This window comes from Pseudomonas yamanorum (genome assembly GCF_900105735.1).
Taxonomy (GTDB): Bacteria; Pseudomonadota; Gammaproteobacteria; order Pseudomonadales; family Pseudomonadaceae; genus Aquipseudomonas; species Aquipseudomonas yamanorum.
The window spans coordinates 6583161-6600746 of the sequence record NZ_LT629793.1 but is presented as its reverse complement, the minus strand read 5'-3'; the positions used below and the strand labels follow the sequence as shown (position 1 = coordinate 6600746).

At 62.1% G+C, this 17586-nt stretch carries 14 protein-coding genes; 9 read left to right on the top strand and 5 right to left on the bottom strand.

Translation table 11 applies throughout. The features are described 5' to 3' along the window. Nucleotides 1-211: 211 nt before the first annotated feature. Nucleotides 212-1141 (bottom strand): LysR substrate-binding domain-containing protein, encoded by a 930-nt coding sequence (locus BLU46_RS30660; protein WP_003218560.1) that lies wholly within the window; start codon nt 1139-1141, stop codon nt 212-214. Between the two features lie 280 nt (nt 1142-1421). On the opposite strand from BLU46_RS30660, the gene BLU46_RS30655 reads away from it, so the two are divergent. After that, nucleotides 1422-2654, top strand: a complete 1233-nt coding sequence (locus BLU46_RS30655; RefSeq protein ID WP_093209429.1) for an MFS transporter — start codon at nt 1422-1424, stop codon at nt 2652-2654. On the opposite strand, the gene BLU46_RS30650 is transcribed toward BLU46_RS30655, so the two are convergent. Continuing rightward, nucleotides 2592-3506 (bottom strand): LysR family transcriptional regulator, encoded by a 915-nt coding sequence (locus tag BLU46_RS30650; protein ID WP_093209426.1) that lies wholly within the window; start codon nt 3504-3506, stop codon nt 2592-2594. The two genes, BLU46_RS30655 and BLU46_RS30650, sit on opposite strands and share 63 nt — an antisense overlap. A gap of 114 nt (nt 3507-3620) precedes the next feature. Here BLU46_RS30650 and BLU46_RS30645 point away from each other — a divergent pair, with 114 nt between their 5' ends. From BLU46_RS30645 to BLU46_RS30610, 8 genes are all read left to right on the top strand, one after another. Next, nucleotides 3621-4502: a HalD/BesD family halogenase gene (locus tag BLU46_RS30645; protein ID WP_093209423.1), complete on the top strand. Its 882-nt coding sequence runs from the start codon at nt 3621-3623 to the stop codon at nt 4500-4502. 52 nt (nt 4503-4554) lie between these two features. Then, the gene (locus BLU46_RS30640; protein ID WP_093209420.1) at nt 4555-5778 is read left to right on the top strand and encodes a M24 family metallopeptidase; all 1224 of its coding nucleotides are present in this window, start codon (nt 4555-4557) and stop codon (nt 5776-5778) included. Nucleotides 5779-6212: 434 nt separating this feature from the next. Next, entirely contained in the window at nt 6213-7838 is a 1626-nt protein-coding gene (locus tag BLU46_RS30635; RefSeq protein ID WP_093209417.1) for an ABC transporter substrate-binding protein, read from the top strand. A gap of 67 nt (nt 7839-7905) precedes the next feature. Beyond that, nucleotides 7906-8859 carry an ABC transporter permease gene (locus BLU46_RS30630; protein WP_093209416.1) on the top strand — a complete coding sequence of 318 codons (954 nt, stop codon included), beginning with the start codon at nt 7906-7908 and terminating at the stop codon, nt 8857-8859. Continuing rightward, the gene (locus BLU46_RS30625; protein WP_063029586.1) at nt 8856-9692 is read left to right on the top strand and encodes an ABC transporter permease; all 837 of its coding nucleotides are present in this window, start codon (nt 8856-8858) and stop codon (nt 9690-9692) included. Before BLU46_RS30630 ends, BLU46_RS30625 begins: the two co-directional genes overlap by 4 nt. Nucleotides 9693-9694: 2 nt before the next feature. Continuing rightward, the gene (locus BLU46_RS30620) at nt 9695-11332 is read left to right on the top strand and encodes a dipeptide ABC transporter ATP-binding protein (RefSeq protein WP_093209413.1); all 1638 of its coding nucleotides are present in this window, start codon (nt 9695-9697) and stop codon (nt 11330-11332) included. Nucleotides 11333-11416: 84 nt separating this feature from the next. Further along, complete coding sequence (locus tag BLU46_RS30615; protein WP_093209411.1) at nt 11417-12586, top strand: hypothetical protein; 1170 nt, start codon at nt 11417-11419, stop codon at nt 12584-12586. A 148-nt stretch (nt 12587-12734) separates the two neighbouring features. Next, nucleotides 12735-13610 carry a LysR substrate-binding domain-containing protein gene (locus tag BLU46_RS30610; protein WP_093209408.1) on the top strand — a complete coding sequence of 292 codons (876 nt, stop codon included), beginning with the start codon at nt 12735-12737 and terminating at the stop codon, nt 13608-13610. On the opposite strand, the gene BLU46_RS30605 is transcribed toward BLU46_RS30610, so the two are convergent. From BLU46_RS30605 to BLU46_RS30595, 3 genes are all read right to left on the bottom strand, one after another. Then, nucleotides 13557-14930 (bottom strand): MFS transporter, encoded by a 1374-nt coding sequence (locus BLU46_RS30605; protein ID WP_093210220.1) that lies wholly within the window; start codon nt 14928-14930, stop codon nt 13557-13559. The two genes, BLU46_RS30610 and BLU46_RS30605, sit on opposite strands and share 54 nt — an antisense overlap. Before the next feature lie 187 nt (nt 14931-15117). Next, nucleotides 15118-16551: an NAD-dependent succinate-semialdehyde dehydrogenase gene (locus BLU46_RS30600; protein WP_063029578.1), complete on the bottom strand. Its 1434-nt coding sequence runs from the start codon at nt 16549-16551 to the stop codon at nt 15118-15120. Next, a complete protein-coding gene (locus BLU46_RS30595; protein WP_093209405.1) occupies nt 16548-17582 on the bottom strand; it encodes an aldo/keto reductase in 1035 nt (344 codons plus the stop codon). Before BLU46_RS30595 ends, BLU46_RS30600 begins: the two co-directional genes overlap by 4 nt. Nucleotides 17583-17586 lie beyond the last annotated feature (4 nt).

Here is a 17586-nt window from a genome sequence, read left to right as displayed (position 1 = left end):
GATTTAGCCGCGCCGGGCCATGGATGGCCCGTCGCGGCGGCCCGCGGAAGCGTGCCGGAGTGCGGGCATGCCGAGCCCAAGCGAGGCACCGAGTGGTGGGGCAAAGACCTTTTGGTTACTTTTGGGGCGTTTGCCAAAAGTAACCCGCTGTAAGAGCGGAACCATAAGCGGCCGTTACCGCAGCAATGGATATGTACACAAGCCCCACTCCTCACCCAGCCGCCAAAGAAGGCTCCAACTGCCGCTGAGCCAACCAAATCTCCTCCTGCAACCACTGCGCAAACACCTGCAACTGCGGCGTATCCGTCTGCTCCGGCCGGGTCACCAACCAATACGACTGATGCCCCTCCACATGCACATTCAACACCTGCGTCAACTGCCCACTGGCCAACTCCGAAGCCACCATATGCCAATCCGCAATGGTAATCCCCAACCCATCGATCGCCGCCCGAATCGCCAAATCCAGCAGGTCAAACTCATACCCACCCTCAATATCCACCCCACTGATCCGCGCCGCATCCAGCCAATGCTTCCAGGTCAAATACCGCTGGTCCTCCCGCGCCAGCACATGCAGCAACGTCATGCGATTCAGATCAATCCCGTCACTCCACTCCCGGGCATACAACGACGGCGCACACACCGCGATATGCCGCTCCTGAATCAACAACGAGCTGTCCAACCCATCCCACTCCCCATCGCCAAACCGAATCGCGCAATCGAGGGTGCTGGTCTCCGCCAGGCTGTCCTGCAACCGCGTGGTAATGCTCAGCTCCAGCTCCGGATGCTGCTCACGCAAACGCCCCAACCGCGGCATCAACCAACGATTGGTAAACGTCGGCGGCGCGTTGATGTGCAAGCGATTGGCATGGGACTTCTGCTGGATACTGCGCACCGTCAGCTCGATCTTGTCGAACGATTGGTGCAAGGCCCGTAGCAACACGCGCCCGGCACTGGTCAATTCCAGGTGGTGGTGGCGACGCTCCAGCAGGGCCTCGCCCAACTGTTCTTCAAGCTGGCGCACCTGGCGACTGACCGCACTCTGCGTCACGTTCAACAGCTCGGCAGCCCGGGTAAAACTGCCGGTGCTGCCGGCGACTTCGAAAGCTTTAAGGGCGTTGAGACCGGGCATTTTGCGTTTCATGGACGACACTCGGGAGCACAGGGGAAATAACCCGCACAACATACCTTTTTGTATCGGGTCAGCGGTAGCGCCCTGGGTTGACGGCGCATTAATCGCCCCAGGCACCGAATGTGTCGTTTATCGATGTATCCCGTCGCTCACGCATAAATAGCATGCGAATAACGCATGCACACTAAGACAATTAAGCATTGGTCGCCGCCAAACGATAAACGCTAGTCTGCCGATGTACTTCTTATAACTTCGCCTCTCTCTTTCGCGATTAACTTGTCGAGTCGTGGCCATGTCCAGCGCATCCGTTTCATCCCGGCGAAATATGGGTTTACTGGCCCTTGTCTTTACCGCCTGCAACGCCACCACCCACGGTTTCAGTGTGTTTCTGTATTCGGCGCTGTTGCCGCAGATTCGCCTGGGGTTTGAGCTCAGCTATAGCCAGGCCGCGTTGATCGCCGCGCTGTTGCAGCTGTTCTATATGGGTGCCTCGATTGCCAGCGGCCTCGCGGCGGCGTGGATCAGCCCGCGCAATATGGTGCGCCTGACCATCGTCCTCAGCCCCGCCCTGCTGGCCCTGGCCGTGGCCACGCCGTGGGTATTGCCGTTTGCGCTGTGCCTGGCGCTGGTGTCGGCCTGTGCGGTGTCGAACTGGAACGCGATTTCAGCCCTGGCCCAAGAGGTGATCCCGGCCACTCACCGCAGCCGGGTACTGGGGCTGGCGTCGTCGGGGTCGGCGTTTGCTCTGTGTTTGAACGGCCTATTGATCGCGCTGTTGCAAGGGTTGTCCCTGCGGCAGTTCTGGCTGATCTGCGCCGGTTTGACGCTGGTTGTCACGCTGCTGACCTTATGGACATTGGCCCCGCTCAAGGAACCGGCGCCACGGGAAGTCAAGGCGCCTGCGCTGAGTCAGGTGCTGCACCAGTGGCTGAAGCTGTGTGTGGCGCAACCGGTGGCGATGCAGATCGTCTTGCTCAGCGCGTTTATCGGCGCCATCAGCGGGCCGTTCCTGAACTTCCTTTCGGCGTTTGTCAGCGAGCAGTTGCAGGCCAGCGCCTCGGTCACCGGGTCGATGTGGACGTTGATCGGCATAGGCGGCGTCATCGGTGGCTTGCTGCTGGGTACGCTGGCAGACCGTTGGGGTGCGTTGCGGGTGATGGCCCTGAGTATCGGCGCGTTTGGCCTCGGCATGCTCGGCTTGCTCGGGCATCCCAGCCTGTTGCTGAGCTGGCTGGCGGCCGGGCTGTTCGCGCTGTTTTATTTCCCGTGCTGGGGCCTGATGGCCGCTTACGTCGGCGCCCGCCTCAGCCCGGTGCAGAGCCTGCAGGTGGTGAGCCTGAGCATGGTCAGCTACGGCCTGGCGAGCGCTACCGGCAATGCGCTGTGCGGCTGGCTGCTGCAAGTCACCGGCGAGTTTGCGGTGGTGCACGGCTGGATCGTGGCCTGGGTGCTGGCCAGCCTGTTATTGCTGAAGCGCATGGCCCATCGACAAACTGCCGAGGCGCTGGCTGCCCAGATGCCCTGAGTGGCCCAATTGCCGGCGCAGAATCTCCACCAGCGCATCCACTTCCGGCACCTGGCAACCGGCTGAGCGCCAGAACATCAGGCGTGCCGGCGCAATCGGCGGGAAACCCTGGCGCTCGTCCAGAATCTGCCAGTCGGGTGGCACCAGGCGGCGCGCCATCACACCGACCGACAGCCCCTGCTCGATCGCAATCGCAATGCCCCGCGGACTCTGGCTGGTGTAGACCACCTGCCACGAGCGCCCGGACTGAGCCAGCGCCTGCACCGCATTCGCACGAAACGCACAGCCCTCGGCATACACCGCCAGCGGCACCGACTGGCGCCCCACGCAGCTCCAGCTGGGCGCCGCCACCCACACCAGCGGCTCGTCGCACAGGTATTCCCCAGCCTGCAAACCGGCGTGTTCCACCCCCAACACCAGGTCCAGCTCGCCCCGTTGCAGGCGCCCCACCAAGGCCGTGGACATCTCGCAGCACACGTCGGGCCGTACCTGGGCGAACTGCGCCTGGAAGTCCTTGAGCATCCCGCCCAGGCAATACTCGGCGTAGTCCTCGGGCATGCCGAGGTGGATGCACACCTGTTCATTGGGCAATTGCGCGGCGCTGACGGCTTCGCTGTGCAGCTTGAGGATCTGCCGGGCGTAGATCAAAAAGGTTTCGCCACCAGGGGTCAGGCCCACCGAGCGGCTGGTGCGGCGGATCAGCGGCGTGCCGACGATGTCTTCCAGGCGCTGCAGGCTCTGGCTGACGGTGGATTGAGTCTTGTGCAGGCGCTCGGCGGCGGCCGAGAAACCCTGGCACTCGATAATTGCCACAAACACTTTAAGCAGGGTGCCATCCAGTTCGCCCGACATAACTATCGCCCTCCCCGATGGATTCGATCACAACTTGTAATTTCCACTTTGCACCTCGTTCAGCAACTATCGGGTCAGCCAAAAAACACCAACTGATAGTTCCGGGAGTCTTGCATGAGCCTTCAACTTGCTGACGCTGAAGTGGGCGATATCAGCGACATTATTAATACCGAGCTGTATCCCATACATGATTCGGGCCATGTTCAATTACAGGCCCTGATCGAACACGCCCGGGCCGAACTGGCCGAAGACGGTTGCTGCCTGCTGAAGAACTTCCTGCGCCCCGCCGCGCTGGAACAGGCACGCCTGGAAGGCCTGGCGCTGTCGGGCAAGACGTTCTATTCGGTGCGCAAGGTCAATGCCTACTTCACCGAAGATGACGCTTCCCTGCCCCAGGATGACCCGCGCCGTACGTTCATGGAGCGCACCAGCGGTTTTGTGACCCGCGACATGATTGCCCCGGACGCGATCATCCACCGGCTGTACGTATCGCCGATGATGAAACGCTTTATCGGCGCCTGCCTCGATGAGCCGGAAATCTACGAATACGCCGACCCGTTCGCGGGGCTGGTGATCAACGTGATGCCCGACGGCACCGAGCAGCCCTGGCACTTCGATACCAATGAATTCATCGTCAGCATGATGACCCAGAAGCCCGAGGCCGGCGGCCTGTTCGAGTACGCGCCGATGATTCGCTCACGTTCCCAGGAGAACCTCGGCGCAGTGGGCAAGGTGGTACGCGGCGAAGACCGTTCGCGGGTAAAGGAACTGGAACTCAACCCCGGCGACTTGCAGATCTTCAAGGGGCGTTTTTCGGTGCACCGCGTCACCCGTGTCGAAGGCGCCACCGAGCGCAACACGGCGATCTTCGCCTACTCCGAAAAGCCCGGAATCATCGGCCGCGCCCAGCGCACCAAGCAGCTTTACGGACGCCTGTCCGAAGCCCATCTGCAAGCCGAACGCAACCTGGTCCGCAGCGACCAGTTGCTCGACTGATTCACCCTCTCAAAAAACTAAAAAACCGTCTTTGCCCTGCGAGGAACACCCCATGAGTCTGTCCGGCCCCAACCGCAACCCCGCCGATTGCGAACCTACCTATGACGAGATCCAGCAGATCCAGCTGGACCGCTTGCAACGGGTACGCAACGAACTGAAAAAACGCGACTACGCCGCCTGCGTGCTGTTCGACCCCACCCACATGCGCTACGCCACCGGCTCGCGCAACATGCAGGTGTACTCGGCGCGCAACCCGGCTCGCTATGCGTTTATCCCGGCCGAAGGCCCGGTGGTGGTGTTCGAATTCGGCGGTTGCCTGCACCTGGCCGAAACCCTCAACACCGTCGATGAAGTGCGCCCGGCCAAGGCCATCTCCTATTACTTCTGCGAAAGTTTCCTGGGCAATGTCACCGCCGACTGGGCCGCCGAAATCGACGAACTGGTGCGTCAATGCGGCGGCGGCAAACGCATCGCCATTGAGAGCGCCACCTCGGCCGCGGCCTTCGAACTGCAAAAGCTCGGCTATCACATATTCGATGCCCAGGAACCGCTGGAACGTGCGCGCTGCATCAAGGTGCCGAACGAACTCAAGATGATCCGCGCCAGCCTGCGTGCCACCGAAGCCGGGGTGCGGCTGATGGAAAGCAAGCTCACCCCCGGCATCAGCGAGAACGAACTGTGGTCGCACCTGCACCAGCACGTGATCGCCACCGACGGTGATTATGTCGAGACCCGCCTACTGTCTTCAGGGCCCCGTACCAACCCTTGGTTCCAGGAATGCAGCACACGGCCCATCGAGGCCGGCGACCTGGTGGCGCTGGACACTGACGTGGTCGGGCGTTTCGGCTATTACGCCGACTTTTCACGGACCTTCCTCTGCGGGGAACAGGCCGCCACCGCCAAGCAGCAGGAGCTGTACAAGCTGGCCTACGAACAGGTGCAGACCAATATGGAAATGCTCAAGGCCGGGCGCAGTTTCAAGGAGTACGCGGAACTGGCCTGGAAGATTCCCGAGCATTACAAAAACAACCGTTACTTCGCCCTGGTGCACGGGGTGGGCATGACCGGTGAATACCCCTACGTGGTGCACCGCGAAGACATTGATGCCCTGGGCTACGACGGTGTGTTCGAAGCCGGCATGACCATCTGCGTGGAAAGCTACATCGGCCACGATGACGGCGGCGAAGGGGTCAAGCTGGAAGAGCAGATCTACATCCACGAACACGGCATCGAGTTGCTCTCCGATTACCCGTTCGACCTGCGCTTGTTGCGCTAACCCCCAGGATACAAACACCCCCGTAGCAGCTGTCGAGCCTTGGCGAGGCTGCGCAGCGGTGTATCAGGCAAACCGCAAACGCAGCCTCGCCAAGGCTCGACAGCTGCTACGCATGAGTGAGTTTGGGCCATACGCATGAATGGCCTTAGATCGATGGGTGGGCTTGGGATCGGTGAGTAACATGCGTTTATAGAACGTTCCAACGCAGAATTTGTCGTTTGTCGATCTTTGCGCAAATGACAAAACTGCGGGCATCTCTAATAAAAACAACATGAGAGCTGCCCTATGTCCCGTCCCATTGCCACCCTCCCGACTTCGTTGCGCCTTGTTCTTCTGCCGGCTTCACAGCGGTCACGCTCGCGCCTGCCCGGCGCTCGCCACTGACCCTTGCGGTTCAACAAAAAAACGCACATTCGCAAGTACCGGAGAGGCTTATGAAAGAGTTGACTACCCTGGACGGCACCGCGCCGCATCCAGCCGTAAATGATCTGTGTGCCCAAGTGCGAAGCGGCGAAATCAACCGCCGCCAATTCCTGCGCACCGCCGCGCTGCTGGGCATCACCGTCGCCAGCGCCAGCACCTTTCTCGGCTCCGCACTGCTGGGCAATGACGCCCAGGCCGCCGAGCCGCGCCAGGGCGGCAGCCTGCGGTTTGCCTGCGCGATCCAGGAAATCCAGGACCCGATGCTCATCACCTGGATCGAAGCCTCGAACCTGTTGCGCAACTCGGTGGAATACCTGACCTGGGTCGACGCTGACAACATCACCCACCCGTATCTCGCCGAGAGTTGGAGCCCGTCGGAAGACCTCACCACCTGGACCTTCAACCTGCGCCAGAACGTGAAGTGGAGCAACGGCGACACCTTCAACGTCGACGACGTGCAGCACAATATCGAACGCTGGATTGCCGCCGACTCCAAGTCGGTGAATCGCACCGCATTCCAGGACATCAAGGCCTTCGAGAAAGTCAGCGAATTCCAGTTCCGCCTGGTGCTCAAGCGGCCAATCCTGGCGATCCCGGAAATGCTCAATGCCTTCACCTGCGCCATCGTGCACCGCAGCTTCAAGGCCGGTGACGACTGGGCGAAAAACCCGCTGGGTACCGGGCCGTTCAAGCTGGTGTCGTTCGCGGTGAACAAGCAGGCGACTTTCGCCAAGCGCGCCGATTATTGGGGCAAGCCGGCCAACCTCGACGAACTGCGCTACGTCGACATGGGCACCGACGTATCCACTCACCTCGCCGCCCTGCAAGCCGGGCAAGTGGACGTGCTGTACCGCGTAACCGTGGCCGAGCTGGACCTGGCCAAGCGTTTGCCCGGTGCACAGTTGCTCACCTGCAAATCCGCGCAAACCGTGGTGATGCGCATGGCCTGCGACCAGAAGCCCTTCACCGATCTGCGCATCCGCAAGGCCGTGGTGCTGTGCGCCGACAACGCGCAGATGCTGAAGATCGCTTATCGCGGCATGGGCACCCTTGGCGAAGACCATCATGTGGCGCCCTCCCACCCCGAATATTTCCCGCTGCCCAAGCGCAACCGCGACGTGGCGGCGGCGAAGCAGCTGCTGGCCGAGGCCGGCTTCCCGAACGGCATCGACATCGACCTGATCGTCGGCAATACCCAAGGCCGTTATGAGCAGGACTGCGCGCAGATCCTGCAACAGAACTGCCTGGAAGCCGGGATCCGCATCAATCTCAAAGTGATCCCCGCTGCACAGTACTGGCCGATCTGGGACAAGGCCGCCTTCAGCCTGACCTACTGGGCCCATCGTCCGCTCGGGGTCATGTCCCTTGAGCTGGCCTACCGTGGCGGTGGTGCCTGGAACGAAAGCCATTACAGCGACCCGGCGTTCGATGCCGCGCTGGACAAAGCCATGGGCATCATCGACCCGAAACAGCGCGCCGTGGCGATGGAAGATGTCGAACGCATCCTGCAGGACGCCTGCGTGATCGTGCAGCCGTTCTGGGGTGACAAGTTCACCGCCGTGAGCAAAAAGGTCCAGGGCTTCGAGGTGCACCCTTCCGACTTCTACCCGATGGACAGTGTGTGGATGAGCGCTTGATTCAAGCGCGCCCTGCTTCCTGCCCGCATTCGGGCAGGCATCCCTTGAACAGTCGGAGCATGCACCCATGGCTCATTTTCTGATGCGCAAGTTGCTGGCGCTGGTGGCGACCCTGCTGTCGGTGTCATTGATCGTGTTCCTGGCCCTGGAACTGAACATCGAAGACGTGGCGATCAACGTCCTCGGCCCCTACTCCGCCGCCGACCAGCGCGCGGCGTGGCTGGTGGAACACGGCTACAACCAACCCTTTGTGTGGCGCTACCTGGTGTGGCTCAAGGATTTTGTCAGCGGCGACTGGGGCACCTCGGTGTACTTTCGCGAATCGGTGATCAAGCTGCTGCTGCCGAACCTCGCGCAAACCCTGACCCTGGCCGGCCTGGCCTTGCTGGTGATGGTGCCGGTGGCGTTGACCCTGGGCGTGCTCGCCGGGATTCGCCAGGGCTCGGTACTGGACCGCCTCGTGTCGTTTCTGTCGATTGTCACCACCTCGATTCCCGACTTTGCCAGCGCGGTATTCGTCTCGGCGATCTTTGTGTTCTGGCTCAATTGGCTGCCCGGCGTCAGCAGCATGAGCGAGGGTTTCAGTGCGGTGGAACTGGTGCTGCCCTTGATGGTGCTATGCCTGTTCGGCATCGGCTACCTGGCGCGCATCACCCGCGCTTCGATGGTGGAAGTGATGCAGGCGCCGTACATCCGCACCGCGCGGCTCAAGGGCGCATCGACCTCGCGCATCGTGCTGCGCCATGCCCTGCGCAATGTGCTGATCGCGCCAGTCACGGTGATCATGCTGTACATCCCGTGGCTGCTGTCGAACGTGATCGTGGTGGAGGTGTTCTTCGCCTACAAGGGCTTCGGCTCGCTGCTGTACACCGCCTCGCTTAACCACGACGTGTACCTGATCGAGGCCTGCGCGATGGTCAGTGCCGTGGTGGTGGGCATCACCAAGATCTTCTCGGACCTGGCCTACACCTGGCTCAACCCGCGCATCACCCTGCGTAGCCTTGGCGGAGGTTCCCAATGAATGTCCTGCAATCCTTTAAACATCCCTTGGCGCTGCTCGGCCTGCTGCTGGTGGGCGGCTGGGTACTGATTGCGCTGTTTGCGCCGTGGATCGCGCCCCATGATCCGCTGGAAAGCTTCACGCCCTTGCTCACGCCAATGACCGCAGGCGACAACGGCCAGAGCTTCTTGCTGGGCACCGACATGATCGGCCGCGACATTCTTTCGCGGCTGATCTGGGGCACCCGTACCGTGTTGTTCTGGTCGATTCTCGCCACCCTCACCGCCTTTGCCGTCGGCATCGCAATGGGCCTGTGCGCCGGTTACTTCAATGGCTGGGTCGACAGTGTGCTGTCGTATGTAGCGGACACGGTGCTGTCGTTCCCGGTGCTGGTGTTGTACATCGTGATCATCATCGCCCTCGGTGCTTCGGCGCTGAATATCCTGATTGCGGTGACCTTCACCAGCGCGCCGGCGATCTTCCGGATCATGCGCGCCCTGACCATCGACATCCGCTCGCGAGACTACGTGCTCAGCGCCATCACCCAGGGCGAAGGATCGCTGCGGATCATGCTGGTGGAAATCCTGCCCAACTGCGGCGGGCCGTTGATTGTCGATTTCTGCCTGCGCATCGGCTACACCGCGATCATGATCGGCGCCCTGGGTTTCCTCGGCCTCGGCCTGCCACCACCGACACCGGACTGGGGCGGCATGATCAACGACGGCCGCGCCATGGCCATCGCGTTCCCGCACCTGGTGATCTTCCCGTGCATCGCCATCTCCACCCTGATGCTGGGCCTGAGCCTGTTGGCGGACGGCCTGGATGAACACGCCCAGAAAGGCGCAAGGAGTTGAGCATGAACCCCACACAAGTGCTGCGGGTGCAGAACCTGTCCATCGAACTGCCCGCCGGTGCCGACCGCGGCCATGCGGTGCAGGGCATCAGCCTGGAGGTGCGCAAGGGTGAAACCCTGTGCGTGATCGGTGAGTCCGGCTCGGGCAAGTCCGTGCTGTCGGCGGCGATCATGGGCGACTACGCCAAGGGTTTGCGGCATACCGAAGGCGTGATCGACTTTCTCGGCGATGACATGTGTACCCTCGATGAGGAACGTTTGCGCCAGTTGCGGGGCAACCGCATCGCGATGATTTTCCAGGAGCCGATGGCGGCGCTGAACCCGGCGATCCGCATCGGCAAGCAAGTGGAAGAGATCTTCGATATTCACGCGCCGCAGATGCCTGCCGCTGAACGTCGCGAGCGCATGCTGGCGCTGCTGGAATCGACGCAACTGCCGGACCCGCCACGCATCGCCAACAGCTTTCCCCATCAACTGTCCGGCGGCCAATGCCAGCGGGTGGTGATTGCCATGGCCCTGGCAATGAACCCGGATTTGCTGATCGCCGACGAACCTACCACGGCGCTGGATGTGACCACTCAGGCGCAAGTACTGAAGCTGGTGCGTGAACTGCGCGGTCGCGGGCAACACGGCATTCTGTTTATCACCCATGACTTCGGCGTGGTGGCGCAGATTGCCGACCGTATCGCGGTGCTGGAAGGTGGCCGGCTGGTGGAAATCGGCGAGCGCGACCAGGTGCTGAACGCCCCGGCCCACGCCTACACCCGCAAGCTGATTGCGGCGGTGCCGGCGCTGCATCCAGAGCTGCACAAACCGAGTGCCGACGGCGACCTGGCGTTGCGCATCGAGAACCTGACCAAGACCTACACCGTCGGCGGCAGCTCGGTAGCTGCGTTGCGCAATGTCTCGCTGCAACTGCCTCGGGGCAAGACGCTGGCGATTGTGGGCGAGTCGGGCTCGGGGAAAAGTACATTGGTGAAAGCGGCGATCCGCCTGGTGGACAGCGACAGTGGCCATGTGTGGGTCGGCGACACCGACTTCCTGGCTCTGCGCGGCTCGGCGCTGGCGGCCAATCGGCGGCGGATCCAGATGATTTTCCAGGACCCGTATGGCTCCCTCAATCCTCGGCATCGGGTGGGTGACATCATCGCCCGTGCGGCGCAACTGCGTGGGTTGTCGGCCAAGGATGCGTGGGCCGAAGCCGGTGATTTGCTGGAACAAGTGGGACTCAAGCGCGACGCCCTCAAGCGCAAGCCCCGGCAGTTCTCCGGCGGCCAGCGCCAGCGCATCGGCATCGCCCGCGCCCTGGCGATGCGCCCGGAAGTGTTGATCGCCGACGAGAGCGTGTCGGCCCTGGATGTCTCGGTGCAGAAACAGGTGCTGGAGCTGTTGGCGGAACTGCAACAGCGCCTGAACCTGAGCATCCTGTTCATCACCCACGACCTGCGGGTGGCGGCGCAGATCAGCGACTACATCGCGGTGATGCGCCAGGGTGAAGTCGTGGAATACGGCACTGCCGAGCAAGTGCTGCTGCGCCCCCGGAATACTTACACCCAGACCTTGCTGGCGGCCGCCCCCGGCGCCTCGGAGCTGCCCGCCGCCGGCCCGCCGCTGCGGCTGATTCGCCCGCAAGCGCACTGAGCCAACCCTTTACCCCGCGTCGCAGCGTTCGCTGCGGCAAGGGGCTGCTGTTGCCAAAAAATAACCAATAACGAGAGCAAAACCATGCGACCAACCCTTCGTTACATCGCCCTGGTCCCTGTGCTCGGCGCCCTTGCGGCACCGGCCATGGCCGTGCAAGTCACCGACAACCTGGACCTCGGCGGCGCCATACGCGCCCGTTGGGACTACGACCCGGATCGCGGCATCCAGAAGTTCGGCCTGGATACCGCGTTCCTCAGCGCCAAGTACAACTCCGACACCTGGATCGGCGAGGCGCAGTACCGGTTCTACGGGCGCTCCTACCCGTACCAGTACACCAAGAACTACGGCGATATCCAGTTCGCCAAGTTCGCCTGGGTGGGCTACAAATTCAACCCCGACCAGCAGGTGCAAGTGGGCCTTAACACCGTGCCGTTTGGTTTGCAGCCGTACTTCGGCAGCACTTTCTACGAGACCCTGGGTAACGTCATCGGCCTGGAAGATGTGCAGCAGGTGGGCGCCAAGTACATCCAGCAAAGCGGCGACTGGAACATCCAGGCCGGTTACTACCTGCGCCCCGCGTGGCAAGGCAAAGGCACGAGCAAGGGCGTGACCTATTCCAGCGTGATCTCCGAGGCCGACAGCTACGTGGGCGACGGCAGCAATAACCAGGAACGCAATACCGTGGTGGTGCGGGTGGCCAAGGCCATGGACCTGGGTGGTTGGAAATCGGAAGTGGGGCTTTCCGGCCTGACCTCCACCCTGGAGAACAAGGACACCAACGACGATGGCCGGCGCAACGCGGTGGCGATCCACTACCTGGGCAAGAACGGGCCATGGGGCGTGCAATTGCAGGCGGCACGCCAGCAGATGTCGCCACGCAACCCCGGCACCGACAGTGTGGTGACGTTGGGCGGGTACGACGGCACCTTCAACGTGGCCAGCCGGGGTAATCTGTATGTGGCGGACTTGAGCTACGACGTGGGCGGCAAGTACCTGTTTGACCAGATCAGCGGCGTGAAGCTGTATGCCAACTACAGTGCGTTTGATAAATCCGAGGATCAGTTCAAGACGTCGCAGCGGGTGATTTTGGGAACGTCGTTTTCGGTCAGTAAATTGTGGGTAGCGACGGAGTGGTTGATCGGCAAGAATGATCCGTATATTGGCGGGAGCAGCTATACCGAGAGCCTGGGGGCTGGGGGGAGTAACCAGTGGGAGAATCAGTTATATATGAACATTGGGTACTACTTCTGACTTAAGATCTCCAGCGTTTTAACTGGCCTTATCGCAGGCAAGCCAGCTCCCACATTTGATCGGCGCCGAGGTCAAAATGTGGGAGCTGGCTTGCCTGCGATAGCGTCAGTACTGACACCATAAAAACAACAGGTGTGGAATCCATTTCATGCGCCAACTGCCCGCCCTCAACATGCTCCGCGTCTTCGAAGAAGTCGCCCGCCACCGCAGCTTCAGCCAGGCCGCCGTGGGCCTCAACGTCACCCAAGGCGCCGTCAGCCGCCAGATCAAACAACTGGAAGACTACCTCGGCGTCGCCCTCTTCATCCGCACGCCCCAGGGCCTGTCCCTGACCGAAGCCGGCTTCGCCCTCTCCCCGCACTTGAGCGATGCCTTCGACCATATCGAACGCGCCCTCCACGCCGTACGCGTGCCCAACCTGCGCCAGCGCCTGCGCATTGTCGCCCCGCCGACCTGGGCCACCCGCTGGCTGTCCGCCCACCTGCGCAGGTTTTGCGAGCGCTACCCGGATATCAACCTCAGCGTCACCCACCAGAGCAGCCACGCGAGCCTGGCGGAAATCGACTGCCAGATCCGCTTCGGCCTGGAACCGTCCACGCATTGCAGCAGTGAACTGTTGGTCATGGAACGCCACATCGCCGTCGCCAGCCCGGAACTGTTCAGCGACGGTCAGCCACCTGACCTGCGGCGCTTTCCCCTGCTGCACATCCTGCATGACGGCAAGCGCTTGAAGGTTTGGGAGAACTGGCTGGCGGCCATGGGCCGGGAGGACATCGATGCGGACCAGGGCCTGGAATTCAGCACCCTGGACCAGGTGATCCACACCGCACTGGCCGGCGGTGGGTTGGCGGTGATCGACCGGCAGATGATCGAGCGCGAACTGGCGAATGGCAGCCTGCTGCCGATCACCCCGGTGGAGGTGATCGGCCCCTATGGCTATTGGCTGGATGTGGCGAGTGACAAGCAGGGTTTATCCAAGGTGCGCTTGTTTACGCAGTGGTTGAACCGGGTGAGCAATCCCTGACACCGGTGCTTCGGCCTTGCACGCCTGGCTCAAGGTCAACGCCTTGGTTTCCGGCGCCCAGGCCCAGGAGATGATCGCCCCCAGCACCAGGATAGCGGCGAGGATGCCCATGGTCGGGCTCAGGCCGATCCCGGCCACACTCACCGGCAACAGGAAGGTACTCACCGCCGAACCCAGGCGGCTGACTGCCGTGGCGAGGCCAATCCCGCTGGCCCGCACTTCAGTCGGAAAACTCTCAGCCGGGAACACGCCCACCAGGTTGCTCACGGCCGACAGCACGAGAGTGAACACCCCGAACGTCAGCACCATCAACCACGCCATGCTCCCCGGCAATACCGCCAGCAGGAACAGCGCTGCCGCCAGGATGATGAACGAGTTGATCAGGAACCCGCGCCGGGAGAACTTCACGGTGCACCAGATGCCGATCAAGGCGCCGATAATCAGCAGCAAATTAAGCAGCAACTCGGTGCCAAAGCCTTCAGCGAGGCCCATCTTCTGCAGGATCGACGGCAGGAAGGTGTAGATGGCGAAGTACGGCATCACGATGCACACGAAGAACAGGCAGTTGAACGCGGTGCGCTTGCGGTATTCGCGGCTGAACAGCACGCCGTAGCCGGAGCGGGTTTGCGTCGACGGTTCTTCATCGAGTACCACGTGTTCGCCGAGGTGTTTTTTGACGATAGCCCGAGCTTCGGCAATCCGGCCTTTGTTGACCAGCCAGCGCGGCGACTCGGGGGTGCCGATGCGGGCGATCAGGATCAGCCCGGCGGGGATCGCCGACGAGGCCAGCATCCAGCGCCAGGCGTCATCGCCCAGGCTGAGCATGGCGGTGCCGACAAAGGTCGCGGCCACGTAGCCAACGGTCCAGACCACGCTGAAGGAGCCGAGCAGCACACCGCGATGCTTCTTCGGCGAGAACTCGGCGAGCATCGCGTGACCGACGCTGAAATCGCCGCCCAGGCCGATGCCGATCAACACGCGGCAGAGGAGCAGCCCCATGGCGGTTTCGGCATAGAACTGCATCACCGAGGCCACGGTGATCAGGACGAAGCTGACCAGGAAGATTTTCTGCCGGCCGAGGGTGTCGGAGATCCAGCCAAAAAACAGGCTGCCCATAAACAGCCCGATCAGGGCCGAAGCGCCGATCAAGCCTTGCCAGAAGGCGTCCAAGTGCATCTGTGGGCTGAGCAAGGTGAAGGCAATGCCGATCAGGCCGAGGATATAGCCGTCGGTGAAGTGGGCGCCGAAGGTCAGGCCGGCGATTTTAAGGTGGAAGCGACCGATGGGCAGGTCGTCGATCTTGATGGATGGGGTGGACATGGTGTTCTCCATATTTTTGTTCTTGACGGAGTAACAGCGGGCAAGCCGATGGTGATGTGTGGGCTTTTTTGTGGGAGCTGGCTTGCCTGCGATGGCGGTGGGTCAGTTGGATCATGGGGGGCTGGCAGACCGCTATCGCAGGCAAGCCAGCTCCCACATTGGATCGGTGTTGTTTGGATGAATGGGGTCAGAGGCCGCCCATCAACAGGTATTTGATCTCCAGGTAATCCTCCAGGCCGTACTTGGAACCTTCACGCCCCAGCCCCGACTCCTTGATCCCGCCAAACGGCGCAACTTCGGTGGAGATGATCCCTTCGTTGATCCCGACCATACCCGCTTCCAGACCTTCGGCCATGCGCCATACGCGGCCGATGTCGCGGCTGTAGAAGTAGGCCGACAAGCCAAACGGCGTGTCATTCGCCCGTTGCAGCACTTCGGCTTCATCTGTAAAGCGGAAGCAGGCCGCCACCGGGCCGAAGGTTTCTTCCTGGGCAATCAGCATCTCGCCGTGGGCTTCGGTGAGGATGGTCGGTTCGAAGAACGTCCCACCCAACGCATGCCGACGGCCGCCGCACAGCAGCTTGGCGCCTTTCTCCAGGGCATCGCCAACGTGAGCTTCGACCTTGGCCAGGGCCGCGGCGTTGATCAGCGGGCCTTGTTCGGTTTCGCCCTCCAGGGCGCTGCCGACGCGCATCGCGGAGACCGCTTCGGCCAGCTTGCGGGTGAACGCATCGTACACACCGTCCTGGATGAAGAAGCGGTTGACGCAGACGCAGGTCTGACCGGTGTTGCGGAATTTGGAAGCCATGGCGCCTTTGACGGCGGCGTCCAGGTCGGCATCGTCAAACACGATAAACGGCGCGTTGCCGCCCAATTCCAAGGAGACCTTTTTCAGGGTGTCGGCCGCCTGGCGCATCAGCAGCTTGCCGGTGCGGGTGGAGCCAGTGAAGGACAGCTTGCGCACAATGCTGGAGGCTTGCAGTGCGCCACCGATGGCCACGGCATCGCCGGACACGATGTTGAACACGCCGGCGGGAATCCCGGCCTGTTCCGCCAACACCGCCAGGGCAAAGGCCGACAACGGGGTTTCTTCCGACGGTTTGAGAATCATCGTGCACCCCGCCGCCAGCGCCGGGCCGACCTTGCGGGTGACCATGGCCAGCGGGAAGTTCCACGGGGTGATCGCCGCGACCACGCCAATCGCTTCCTTGGTCACGATGATCCGCGCATCGGCCTTGTGGCTCGGGATCACGTCGCCATAGGCGCGCTTGGCTTCTTCGGCGAACCACTCCAGGAAGCTCGCGGCGTAGACCACTTCGCCCATGGCTTCGGCCAGCGGCTTGCCCTGTTCGAGGCTGAGCAGGTGGGCCAGGTCTTTCTGGTTGCTCAGCATCAAGTCGCTCCAGCGCTTGAGGCGCTGGCTGCGTTCCTTGGCGGTGAGCTTGCGCCAGGCCGGCAACGCACGGTTGGCGGCGGCGATGGCCAGGTTGGTTTCCTCGGCTCCGGCGCGTTGCACCTCGGCGATCTGCGCGCCATTGGCCGGGTTGAGCACCGGGTAAACCGGCCCACCGCTGGACCATTGGCCATCGATGAAATTGCCTGTGCGAATCAGCGGGTTCATGCCACGGCCTCTATCAGGTTAAAGCGGTCCAGGCCCGGACGGGCGCTGCGCAGGATGCGTTTGCCGGCGGTGTAGTCGTTGATCACATCGCACGGCGTGTAGTTGCGTTCCAGCTCGTGCAGTTCTTCGGCATCCAATTGGGTGTCGAGGGCTGCAAGCGCGCTATCAAATTGCGCGGTGGTGTCGGCGCCCACCAGCATCACGTCCACACCCGGGTGGTTGGCTACCCACGCCTGGGCGATCTGCGCGTTGGACACGCCACGGGCACGGGCCACGCGTTGCACCGAGTGGGCGATATCGAACGACGCCTGGTCGCTGTACATCTGCTGGGTAAAGAAGTCGGTCTGGTTGCGGGTCGACTGCACTTCACCGGTGAGCAAGCCACGGGCCAGCGGGCTGAACACCGAGACGCCCAGGCCCTGGTCGCGGCAGAACGGGATCATCTCGCGCTCTTCTTCGCGGTAGGCACAGTTCAGTTGCAGTTGCATGTTGATCGGCTTGACCCAGCCATTGCGTTCGCAAGCCATGAGGATTTTTGCCAGTTGCCCGGTGAGCATGGTGGATACGCCGATGTAGCGCGCCTTGCCGGAACGCACGATGTCGTTGAGGGCGCCCATGGTTTCTTCCACCGGGGTGTTCACGTCGAAGTAATGCAGCATGAACACGTCGACGTAATCCATGCCCAGGCGACTCAGGGAGGCGTCGATGCTGTCCATGATGTGCTTGCGCGAATGGCCGCTGGCGTTGATGCCGCTGCGGGTGCCGTAGCCGACCTTGGTGGTGACCACGATGTCTTCACGGCGCGCAACGCGCTTGAGGATGCGCCCTACCACTTCTTCGCCGACGCCTGCGGAATAGAAGTCTGCCAGGTCGATGAAGTTGACGCCGTTGTCCAGGGCGTGGGCGACGATGGGTTCGCTTTGCTTCTCATCGAAGATCCACGGTTTCCAGTCCGGGGTGCCCATGTTCATGGTGCCCAGGCACAGGCGCGAGACTTGCAGGCCGGAGTTGCCCAAACGAATGTATTGCATGGGG

What these genes read in the sequence shown, in the direction of transcription:
- BLU46_RS30655 (WP_093209429.1), top strand. Translation starts at nt 1,422, where the DNA reads ATGTCCAGCGCATCCGTTTCATCCCGGCGAAATATGGGTTTACTGGCC.
- BLU46_RS30615 (WP_093209411.1), top strand. Translation starts at nt 11,417, where the DNA reads ATGCGACCAACCCTTCGTTACATCGCCCTGGTCCCTGTGCTCGGCGCC.
- BLU46_RS30645 (WP_093209423.1), top strand. Translation starts at nt 3,621, where the DNA reads ATGAGCCTTCAACTTGCTGACGCTGAAGTGGGCGATATCAGCGACATT.
- BLU46_RS30650 (WP_093209426.1), bottom strand. Translation starts at nt 3,506, where the DNA reads ATGTCGGGCGAACTGGATGGCACCCTGCTTAAAGTGTTTGTGGCAATT.
- BLU46_RS30625 (WP_063029586.1), top strand. Translation starts at nt 8,856, where the DNA reads ATGAATGTCCTGCAATCCTTTAAACATCCCTTGGCGCTGCTCGGCCTG.
- BLU46_RS30620 (WP_093209413.1), top strand. Translation starts at nt 9,695, where the DNA reads ATGAACCCCACACAAGTGCTGCGGGTGCAGAACCTGTCCATCGAACTG.
- BLU46_RS30635 (WP_093209417.1), top strand. Translation starts at nt 6,213, where the DNA reads ATGAAAGAGTTGACTACCCTGGACGGCACCGCGCCGCATCCAGCCGTA.
- BLU46_RS30630 (WP_093209416.1), top strand. Translation starts at nt 7,906, where the DNA reads ATGGCTCATTTTCTGATGCGCAAGTTGCTGGCGCTGGTGGCGACCCTG.
- BLU46_RS30610 (WP_093209408.1), top strand. Translation starts at nt 12,735, where the DNA reads ATGCGCCAACTGCCCGCCCTCAACATGCTCCGCGTCTTCGAAGAAGTC.
- BLU46_RS30600 (WP_063029578.1), bottom strand. Translation starts at nt 16,551, where the DNA reads ATGAACCCGCTGATTCGCACAGGCAATTTCATCGATGGCCAATGGTCC.
- BLU46_RS30640 (WP_093209420.1), top strand. Translation starts at nt 4,555, where the DNA reads ATGAGTCTGTCCGGCCCCAACCGCAACCCCGCCGATTGCGAACCTACC.
- BLU46_RS30595 (WP_093209405.1), bottom strand. Translation starts at nt 17,582, where the DNA reads ATGCAATACATTCGTTTGGGCAACTCCGGCCTGCAAGTCTCGCGCCTG.
- BLU46_RS30660 (WP_003218560.1), bottom strand. Translation starts at nt 1,141, where the DNA reads ATGAAACGCAAAATGCCCGGTCTCAACGCCCTTAAAGCTTTCGAAGTC.
- BLU46_RS30605 (WP_093210220.1), bottom strand. Translation starts at nt 14,930, where the DNA reads ATGTCCACCCCATCCATCAAGATCGACGACCTGCCCATCGGTCGCTTC.